Genomic DNA, 8,458 nt, shown 5'->3' on the forward strand with positions numbered 1-8,458 from the left:
ACGTCCGGGAGATCCGGTACGTCCGGCAGGTCGGGGGCATCGGGAAGCTCGGGAAGCTCGGGCTTCCGGGTGTCTCCGCCGCCTTGGCCGCCCGGCTCGTCCGTCAGGTTGCCGTAGATGCCGGCCAGATCGAGGTCCGCCGTGATGTGCAGATTGACGTAGTCACCCTTGACGGCGTCCACCACGTTGCGCGGGAACGGGTAGGTCGTCAGCAGTTCGAGGGAGTTGGGCAGGTCGCTGCCCGCCTTGTTGAGCTGTTGCAGGATCGGCCGCAGCTGCCTGAGGTTGGCGACCGTGTCGTTGTGCGAGGCGTTGACCACCTTGGTGCCGGTCTTGCCCAGCTTGGACAGGGCGGTGAGCATCCTCGTCAGGTCGCGACGCTGGTCGGCCAGGACCTTCAGGGCGGGCGGCATCGTGTCGACGGCCTCGGCGATCGTCTTCTTCTCCTTGCCCAGCCGTTTGGCCAGCCGGTCCACGGCCTTCAGCGCGCGGACGATGTCCTGGCGCTGGTCGTCCAGGCCGCCGATGAAGGTGTCGAGCTCCTTGAGCAGGGACTTGACCCGGTTCTCCCGGCCTCCCAGGGCCTTGTTCAGCTCCGTGGTGATCGTCTTGAGCTGGGCCACGCCGCCGCCGTTGAGCAGGGCGGACAGGGCGGACAGCACCTCCTCGACCTCCGGGTTGCGTCCGCTGCGGGACAGCGGGATCACATCACCGTCGCGGAGCCGGCCGACCGGTGTGCTCTCCGGCGGCCCGGACAGCGCCACGTACTTCTCGCCGAGCATGCTGGTCTGCCGCAGCTCGGCGATGGCGTTGGCGGGCAGCTTCACCGCGTCGGCGACCCGGAGGCGGACCCTCGCGTGCCAGCCCGCCAGCTCCACCTTCTCCACCGCGCCCACAGTGACGTTGTCGACCTTGACCGACGACTGCGGAACCAGGTCCAGAACGTCGCGGAACTCGACGGTGACGTGGTAGGCGTGGCCGTCGGCGGCGGCTCCGCCGGGGAGCGGGACGTCGTACCAGCCGTTGAACTCGCAGCCGGACAGGAGCACCGTTCCGACGGCCGCCCACGCGACGGCCCCGCCCTTGCGCGGGGGCCTCATGCGCTCGCCCCCAGGATTCCGCCGAGGGTGCGGTCGACCGTGCCTGCGCCCGCGGTGCCCCGGGGCACTTCGGGCAGGGAGTCGAAGAGGTCCCTCAGGTCCCGGCAGTCGGTCTTCTCCCCTGTCGTCTTCAGGATCGAGCACAGCAGTGCGGCCGGATCCTGCGGATGGTCCGGGTTGTTGCGGGTGTCGAGGGTGCCGGCGGAAGGGTTGTAGGCGTTGTGCAGGTTCGACACGCCCGTCGGCGCGACCTCCAGCAGCTCCTCCAGCGCCGCCCGTTGGGTGACGAGCACCTTGGTCACCTTGCTCAGGCCCTCCACGTTCGACGTCAGCGACTTCTTGTTCTTCTTCACGAAAGCGGACACGTCGCCGAGCGCCGTGCCGAGGTTCTTCAGCGCGGCCGCCAGATCCTTGCGCTCGCCCGCGAGTTGCCCGGCGACCTTGGCGAGGCTGCTGTTGAACGACCGCACGCTCTTGTCGTCCGCCGCCAGCGCCGCCGTGAACACCTGGAGGTTGCGGACCGTGCCGAACAGGTCCGTGCGGCCGTCGGACAGCGTCGTGACCGCCTGGGAGAGGTCCTCCACGGTCTGGTGCAGGTTCTCGCCCTGGCCGTCGAGGTTGTCGGCGCCGACGCCGAGCAGCCGTGACAGGGCGCCGTCCTTGTTGGCGCCCTTGGGGCCGAGCGCCTCGGCCGTGGTGTGCAGGCTGTCGAAGACGCGGTCCAGTTCGACCGGCACGGCCGTGCGCGACTCGGGGATCTCGTCCCCGTCCCGCAGTACCGGGCCGCTCCGGTACACCGGCAGCAGTTGGACGTAACGGTCGCTGACCACCGAGGAGTTGATGATCGCGGCCTGCGCGTCCGCCGGGACCTTGCGGTCCGCGTCGTACTCCAGCTCCACCCGCACCCGGCCGCCCTCCGGCGTGATCTTCTTGACCTCGCCGATCCGTACACCCAGCACGCGGACGTCCGAGCCGGGGTAGATGCCGACGGTGCGGGGGAAGTACGCCGTGACGCGGACAGGCTCGGTCCGCGGCCACAGGACGCAGGCGAGCGTGGCGACCAGGGCCAGGGCGGTCAGCAGGGCCGCGTGCTTCCTCCAGCGATTGCTCATCGCGCACCTCCCGTCTGCGTCCGCGGCACCACCGGGGCGGCGACCAGGTTCTGGACGTAGGAGTCGAACCAGCGGCCGTTGCCAAGGGTGTTGGTGAAGACCCGCACGTAGGGCGCCAGGAGTTTGATGCTCCGGTCGAGGCTGGACTGGTTGCGTTCGAGCATCTTCACCACGGTGTTGAGGCCCTTGAGCGCGGGCCCGATCTCCTTGTCGTTGTCCTGGACCAGGCCGGAGAGCTGGATGCCGAGCGCGGCGGAGGTCTTCAGCAGTTTGTGGATCGCCGTACGTCGCTTGCTGATCTCCTTGAACAGCTTGTCGCCGTCCTCGACCAGGGCGGTGAAGTCGCCCGACCGGTCGGCGAGTACGCCCGTCACGCCGTTCGCATGGTCGAGGAGCTCCCCGAGGGCCTTGTCGCGCGAGGCCACCGTCCGGGAGATCTTCGACAGGCCCTTGATGGACGCCCGCACCTCCTGCGGTGAGTCCTCGAAAGTGGTGGAGATGGTGTCCAGGGCCTTGGCCAGCCGGTCGGTGTCGACCTTCTCCGTCGTGGTGGTGAGATCGCTGAACGCCTGCACGACGTCGTACGCGGGGACGGTCCGCTGCAGCGGGATCTCGCTGCCCGGCTCCAGTTGCCCCCGTCCCTTGGGGTGCAGGGCGAGGTACTTGGCGCCGAGGATCGTCTTGACCCGGATCGACGCGCCGGTCTCGGTGCCGAACCCCGGCTCGCCCTTGATCTTGAAGGTGACCTTGACATGGTCGCCGTCCAGGTCGACCTCCCCGACCTTGCCGACCTTGACCCCGGCGATCCGCACCTCGTCACCCGGCTTGAGACCGCCCGCCTCCGTGAAGGCGGCACTGTACGTCTCGCCGTTGCCGATCACCGGCAGGCGGTCGGCGTTGAACGCGGCCGCGGTCAGCAGCGCCAGGACCGTGAGCCCGACGGCGCCGATGAGGACGGGGTTGCGCTCGCGGAAGGGCCCGAGGCGCGGACGGCGGAGCCGAATCCTCGGCAGCTTCGGCGGATCGACGCGGACCTTGACCAGCGGCTGCGGACGCGGCTTGCGGCGCGGCCGGAGCCGCGTCCTCGGCAGCCGTACTCTCGGCAGCTTCGGTGGGTCCACCCGCACCTTGACCAGCGGCTCCGGGCGGTGCTTGCGGCTCATGCCCCACACCTCGCCCTCGCCACGTGCATCTCGGGGGTGAGCACCTGCTTCGTCTTCGGCAGCACGATCCGGCCGTCGAAGTCACACAGGTAGAAGTTGAACCACGAGCCGTAGGACGCCGTCCCCGTGAGCTCGTTGAGCTTGTTCGGCAGCCTCTTCAGCACGCCCTCCACGGTCTTCTCGTTGTCGTTCAGCGTCCCGGTGAGGTCGGTCAGTTCCGCGATGTCGTCCTTCAGCGGCGGACGCGCGTCCTTCAGCAGGCCCGAGGTGGCCTCCGTCAGATCGCCGATGCTCACCAGCGACTTCCCGATGGGCTTGCGGTCGGCGGACAGGCCCGAGATGACCCGACGTAGCTGTTTGAGCAGTCCGGAGAAGCGTGCGCCGCGCTTGTCGAGCGTCTTCAGCACGGTGTTGAGGTTGTCGATCACCGAGCCGATCAGCTTGTCGCGGCCGGCCAGCGTCGTGGTGAGCGACGCCGTGTGCGTGAGCAGGCTGTTGACGGTGCCGCCCTCGCCCTGAAGGGTCTTGATGATCTCGGTGGCGAGCTGGTTGACGTCCTTCGGGCTGAGCGCGGCGAACAGCGGCTTGAAGCCGTTCAGCAGCGCGTTCAGGTCGAGGGCGGGCTGGGTGCGCGCGAGCGGGATCGTGCCGCCGGGGCGCAGCCGGGTGCCGTCGCCGGCGCCCTCGGTCAGCGCGACGTACCGCTGCCCGACCAGGTTGCGGTAGCGGATGACGGCGCCCGTGCTGGTGAGCAGCGGCCGGTCCCGGCCGGCCGTGAAGGTGACCTCGGCCAGCGTCCGGTCCTTGATCCGGATGCCCTCGACCTCGCCGACCCGCACTCCGGCCACCCGGATGTCGTCGCCCTCCTCCAGGCCGGTGACGTCGCTGAAGACCGCGCGGTACTCGTGCTCGGGGGTGAAGGAGATGTTCACGATGGTGGCGGCGAGCAGGGCTGTCGCCACCGCCGTCACCAGCGCGAAGAGACTGAACTTGATCAGCGGGGCGGCGGTCTGCCGGGCTCCTGCGGTGCTCATGCGACGCTCACCGCCGTCCCGCGCGCCATCGGCCCGAACAGCAGCGTCGCGACCGGTGGCACCTCGTCGGCGGGCACGCCCAGCACCGGCGCCACGAGCGAGCCGACGGCCCGCTGCTCGGCCCGGGTGGCGGAGACGCCGAGCGGGCCGCCCGAGGACGGACTCGCCCCCCTGGAACCGTCGTTGAGGTGAGCGCCGGGCGCCGGCACCCGAGGGTGCGGCAGATCGCGGCAGTTGGGGCCCGACCGCTCGCCGTAGCGCGGTTCCTCACCCGGTTGGTACGCGCCCTGCGACCGTACGACCTCCAGCGTGATGTGCATCTTTCCGCCCTTGAACGCCTCCTCGGACGCCTTCTCCTGCCGGACCAGGCCTGCCAGCAGACAGGGGTACTGGGGGGAGTAGCGGGCGAACAGCTCCAGCGTGGGACGGGAGACCTGGCCGAGGGTGATCAGCCGGTCGCCGTTGGCGTCGAGGAAGTCCTCGGCGGTGCCCGCGACGGTGGCCGTGCTCTTCAGCGCCGCGGCCAGCCGGTCCTTCTGATCGACGATCGTGCGGCTGGTGATGACGGTGTTGCGCAGGATCTCCATCAGGTCGGGCGCCGCGTCGCCGTAGACCTCGGCGACGTCGGCGAAGCGTGCGATGTCCTCGGTGAGGGACGGCAGATGCGGGTTCAGGCGGCGCAGGTAGCTCTCCAGTCGCGTGAGGTTGTCGCCGATCCGGTCGCCGCGGCCGTCGAGGGCGGTGGCGAACGCGGAGAGCGTGGCGTTGAGCTTGCCGGGCTGCACGGTCCGCAGCAGCGGCAGCAGGTCGTTCATCAACTGCTGGACCTCGATGCCGACGCGGGTGCGGTCCTGGGTGATGACGTCACCGGCACGGATGGGCCGGGCCGAGGAGGACGCGGAGTGCTCGGGCGGGACCAGGTCGACGTACTTCTCGCCGAACAGCGTCTTGGGCAGCAGGCGCGCGTGCACGTCGGACGGGATCTGGGCGACGTGCTCCGGCTTCAGCGCGATGTCGAGCGTCGCTTTCGTGCCGTCGGCCCGCACCTCGCGCACCTCACCGACCAACAGCCCGCGCAGCTTGACGTCGGCCCGCGGATCGAGCTGGTTGCCGAGGCTGTCGGCCTCCAGCGTGATCCGTACGACCGGCGTGAACGCCTGCCGGTAGACGGCCACGGACAGGGACAGCAGCAGCGCGAGTACGGCGATGAAGACGACGCCGTACAACCGCAGTCTCAGCACCCTCATCCGGCGGCTCACCCCGCTATCCGTACGGTCGTGCTGGCGCCCCAGATCGCCAGCGACAGGAAGAAGTCCAGGACGTTGATCGCCACGATCGAGGTCCGCACCGCGCGGCCCACCGCGACGCCGACGCCCGCCGGGCCACCGCTCGCGTAGTAGCCGTAGAAGCAGTGCACCAGGATGATCAGGACGGCGAAGACCAGCACCTTCCCGAAGGACCACAGGACGTCCACCGGTGGCAGATACTGCTGGAAGTAGTGGTCGTAGGTGCCCGTGGACTGCCCGTAGTAGCCGGTGGTGATGGTGCGGGCGGCCAGGTACGAGGACAGCAGCCCGATCACGTACAGCGGGACGACGGCCACGAACCCGGCGATCATCCGCGTCGTCACGAGGAACGGCAGCGAGGGCACGCCCATGACCTCCAGCGCGTCGGTCTCCTCGCTGATCCGCATCGCGCCGAGCTGGGCGGTGAACCCGGCGCCGACGGTCGCGGAGAGCGCGAGCCCGGCCACCAGCGGAGCGATCTCACGGGTGTTGAAGTATGCCGACAGGAACGCCACGAAGTTGGAGGTGCCGAGCTGGTTGAGCGCGGCGTACCCCTGCAACCCCACTTCCGTGCCGGTGAAGAACGACAGAAAGGCGATCACACCGACCGTGCCGCCCACAACGGCGAGCGCGCCCCGGCCGAAGCTCACCTCGGCGAGCAACCGCAGGATCTCCTTCTTGTAGCGGCGCAGGGTGCGACCGGTCCAGGCCAGTGACCGCCCGTAGAAGGACAGCTGGGCACCCAGCTCCTCCAGACGACTCAGCAGCGCCATGCCTCAGCCCCTCTGCGGAACGACTTGGAAGTACACGGCGGTCATCACGAAGTTCGTCACGAACAGCAACATGAAGATGATCACCACCGACTGGTTCACCGCGTCGCCCACTCCCTTGGGTCCGCCCTTCGCGGTCAGCCCCTTGTAGGAGGCGACGATCCCGGCGATCGCACCGAACACCAGCGCCTTGACCTCGGCTGCCCACAGGTCGGAGAGCTGGGCGAGCGTGGTGAAGGACGCCAGGTAGGCGCCGGGAGTGCCGTTCTGCAGGACCACGTTGAAGAAGTAACCGCCCGCCACGCCGACCACCGACACCAGGCCGTTGAGCAGCACCGCCACCAGCATCGACGCCAGCACGCGGGGAACGACCAGCCGGTGGATGGGGTCGATGCCCAGCACCTGCATCGCGTCGATCTCGTCGCGGATCTTCCGCGCCCCGAGGTCGGCGCAGATCGCCGTGCCGCCGGCGCCCGCGATCAGCAACGCGGTGACGATCGGCGAGGCCTCGCGCAGTACGGCGAGCACGGAGGCCGCTCCGGCGAAGGACTGGGCGCCCAGCTGCCGGGTCAGGCTGCCGATCTGCAGCGCGATGACCGCCCCGAAGGGGATGGAGACCAGGGCCGTCGGCAGGATCGTCACGCTCGCGACGAACCACGCCTGCTGGATGAACTCCCGTGCCTGGAAGGGCCGGCGGGGGATCGTCCGGAGGACGTCCAGCGCCATCGCGAAGAGGCTGCCGGAGTGCCGCAGCGCTCCGGCCGGTGACAGGCTCATGCGCCGGCCACCTCCTCGTGGGGGAGCTGGGCCTCGCGCCGTGCGATGTCCTGCCAGCGGGGCGGCCGGGTGATGCCCGGTCCCGGCAGCAGCCGGGGAGTCAGCTCCTGTACGCGTGCGCTGTCGTCGATCTGCGCGAGCTCCTGCTCGACCTGCGCCGCGTCCTTCTCCTCCGCCATGCCGATCGGGCCCTGCATCCGGCCGTTCAGGAACTGCCGTACGACGGGCTCGTCGCTGGTCAGCAGCTCTGCGCGCGGCCCGAACATCACCAGCTCGCGGCGGAACAGCAGCCCGATGTTGTCCGGCACCTGGCGGGCCGAGGCGATGTCGTGCGTGACGATCAGGAAGGTAGCGTCGATCTGGGCGTTGAGGTCGACGATGAGCTGGTTGAGGTAGGCGACGCGGACCGGGTCGAGGCCGGAGTCCGGCTCGTCGAACAGGATGATCTCCGGATCCAGGACGAGGGCCCGGGCCAGCCCGGCCCGCTTTCGCATCCCGCCGGAGATCTCACCGGGCAGCTTCCCTTCCGCCCCGATCAGCCCGACCATGTCCATCTTCTCCAGCACGATGCGCCGGATCTCGCTCTCGGACTTACGGGTGTGCTCGCGCAGTGGGAAGGCGATGTTGTCGTACAGGTTCATCGAGCCGAACAGCGCGCCGTCCTGGAACAGCACGCCGAAGAGCTTGCGCACCTCGTACAGGTCGTGCTCGCGGAGCTTGGTGATGTCCCGGCCCTGGATCGTGATCGAGCCGCGCTCCGGCTTCAGCAGTCCGACGAGCGTCTTGAGGAACACCGACTTGCCCGTGCCCGAGGGGCCGAGCATGACCGAGACCTCCCCGGCGGGCAGCGTCAGCGAGACGTCCTGCCAGATGACCTGGTGACCGAAGGACTTGGTCAGCCCTTCCACACAGATCTCGACACCCATCCGGTCCACCCTTCAGCCCATGGAGCAGCTCTGACATCTGCTCTACGGGGAGGGGCTGGGCGTCCGTCGCTCGGGGGGCGGAATTTTTTCGAGTGGGTTCCCGGCGGGTTCCCGGCGGGATACCGGGCGGGGGTCGCGGCGGGATGCCGGGCGGGGGTCGCGGCGGGACACCGGACGGGACTCCCGACGGAACACCGGACGGGACTCCCGACGGAACACCGGACGGGACTCCGACGGAACACCGGACGGGACTCCGACGGAACACCGGACGGGACTCCGACGGAACACCG

The 8,458-nt window shown here is 69.4% G+C and carries 8 protein-coding genes; all 8 read right to left on the bottom strand.

Annotated features, from left to right (window positions below):
* Positions 1 to 1,100, bottom strand: a 1,100-nt coding sequence (locus tag ABZ281_RS15915; RefSeq protein ID WP_356655888.1) for an MCE family protein, incomplete at its 3' end; no start/stop codon positions are given.
* Positions 1,097 to 2,212, bottom strand: coding sequence for an MCE family protein (locus tag ABZ281_RS15920; protein WP_356655890.1), 1,116 nt, complete (start codon positions 2,210 to 2,212; stop codon positions 1,097 to 1,099). The genes ABZ281_RS15915 and ABZ281_RS15920, both read right to left, overlap by 4 nt.
* The gene (locus tag ABZ281_RS15925; RefSeq protein ID WP_356655892.1) at positions 2,209 to 3,375 is read right to left on the bottom strand and encodes an MCE family protein; all 1,167 of its coding nucleotides are present in this window, start codon (positions 3,373 to 3,375) and stop codon (positions 2,209 to 2,211) included. Before ABZ281_RS15925 ends, ABZ281_RS15920 begins: the two co-directional genes overlap by 4 nt.
* Positions 3,372 to 4,409 carry an MlaD family protein gene (locus ABZ281_RS15930; RefSeq protein WP_356655894.1) on the bottom strand — a complete coding sequence of 346 codons (1,038 nt, stop codon included), beginning with the start codon at positions 4,407 to 4,409 and terminating at the stop codon, positions 3,372 to 3,374. The genes ABZ281_RS15925 and ABZ281_RS15930 overlap by 4 nt, the downstream gene beginning before the upstream one ends.
* The gene (locus ABZ281_RS15935; protein WP_356655896.1) at positions 4,406 to 5,656 is read right to left on the bottom strand and encodes an MCE family protein; all 1,251 of its coding nucleotides are present in this window, start codon (positions 5,654 to 5,656) and stop codon (positions 4,406 to 4,408) included. Before ABZ281_RS15935 ends, ABZ281_RS15930 begins: the two co-directional genes overlap by 4 nt.
* 8 nt (positions 5,657 to 5,664) lie before the next feature.
* Entirely contained in the window at positions 5,665 to 6,468 is an 804-nt protein-coding gene (locus tag ABZ281_RS15940) for an ABC transporter permease (RefSeq protein ID WP_010036859.1), read from the bottom strand.
* A 3-nt stretch (positions 6,469 to 6,471) separates the two neighbouring features.
* Positions 6,472 to 7,242: an ABC transporter permease gene (locus ABZ281_RS15945; RefSeq protein ID WP_356655899.1), complete on the bottom strand. Its 771-nt coding sequence runs from the start codon at positions 7,240 to 7,242 to the stop codon at positions 6,472 to 6,474.
* Entirely contained in the window at positions 7,239 to 8,168 is a 930-nt protein-coding gene (locus ABZ281_RS15950) for an ABC transporter ATP-binding protein (RefSeq protein WP_356655901.1), read from the bottom strand. The genes ABZ281_RS15945 and ABZ281_RS15950 overlap by 4 nt, the downstream gene beginning before the upstream one ends.
* Positions 8,169 to 8,458: the final 290 nt, after the last annotated feature.

The organism is Streptomyces sp. NPDC006265 (assembly GCF_040613555.1).
GTDB lineage: Bacteria > Actinomycetota > Actinomycetes > Streptomycetales > Streptomycetaceae > Streptomyces.

Coding starts and splice junctions, on each gene's coding strand:
- ABZ281_RS15945 (WP_356655899.1), bottom strand. CDS start 7,242: ATGAGCCTGTCACCGGCCGGAGCGCTGCGGCACTCCGGCAGCCTCTTC.
- ABZ281_RS15935 (WP_356655896.1), bottom strand. CDS start 5,656: ATGAGGGTGCTGAGACTGCGGTTGTACGGCGTCGTCTTCATCGCCGTA.
- ABZ281_RS15950 (WP_356655901.1), bottom strand. CDS start 8,168: ATGGGTGTCGAGATCTGTGTGGAAGGGCTGACCAAGTCCTTCGGTCAC.
- ABZ281_RS15925 (WP_356655892.1), bottom strand. CDS start 3,375: ATGAGCCGCAAGCACCGCCCGGAGCCGCTGGTCAAGGTGCGGGTGGAC.
- ABZ281_RS15920 (WP_356655890.1), bottom strand. CDS start 2,212: ATGAGCAATCGCTGGAGGAAGCACGCGGCCCTGCTGACCGCCCTGGCC.
- ABZ281_RS15940 (WP_010036859.1), bottom strand. CDS start 6,468: ATGGCGCTGCTGAGTCGTCTGGAGGAGCTGGGTGCCCAGCTGTCCTTC.
- ABZ281_RS15930 (WP_356655894.1), bottom strand. CDS start 4,409: ATGAGCACCGCAGGAGCCCGGCAGACCGCCGCCCCGCTGATCAAGTTC.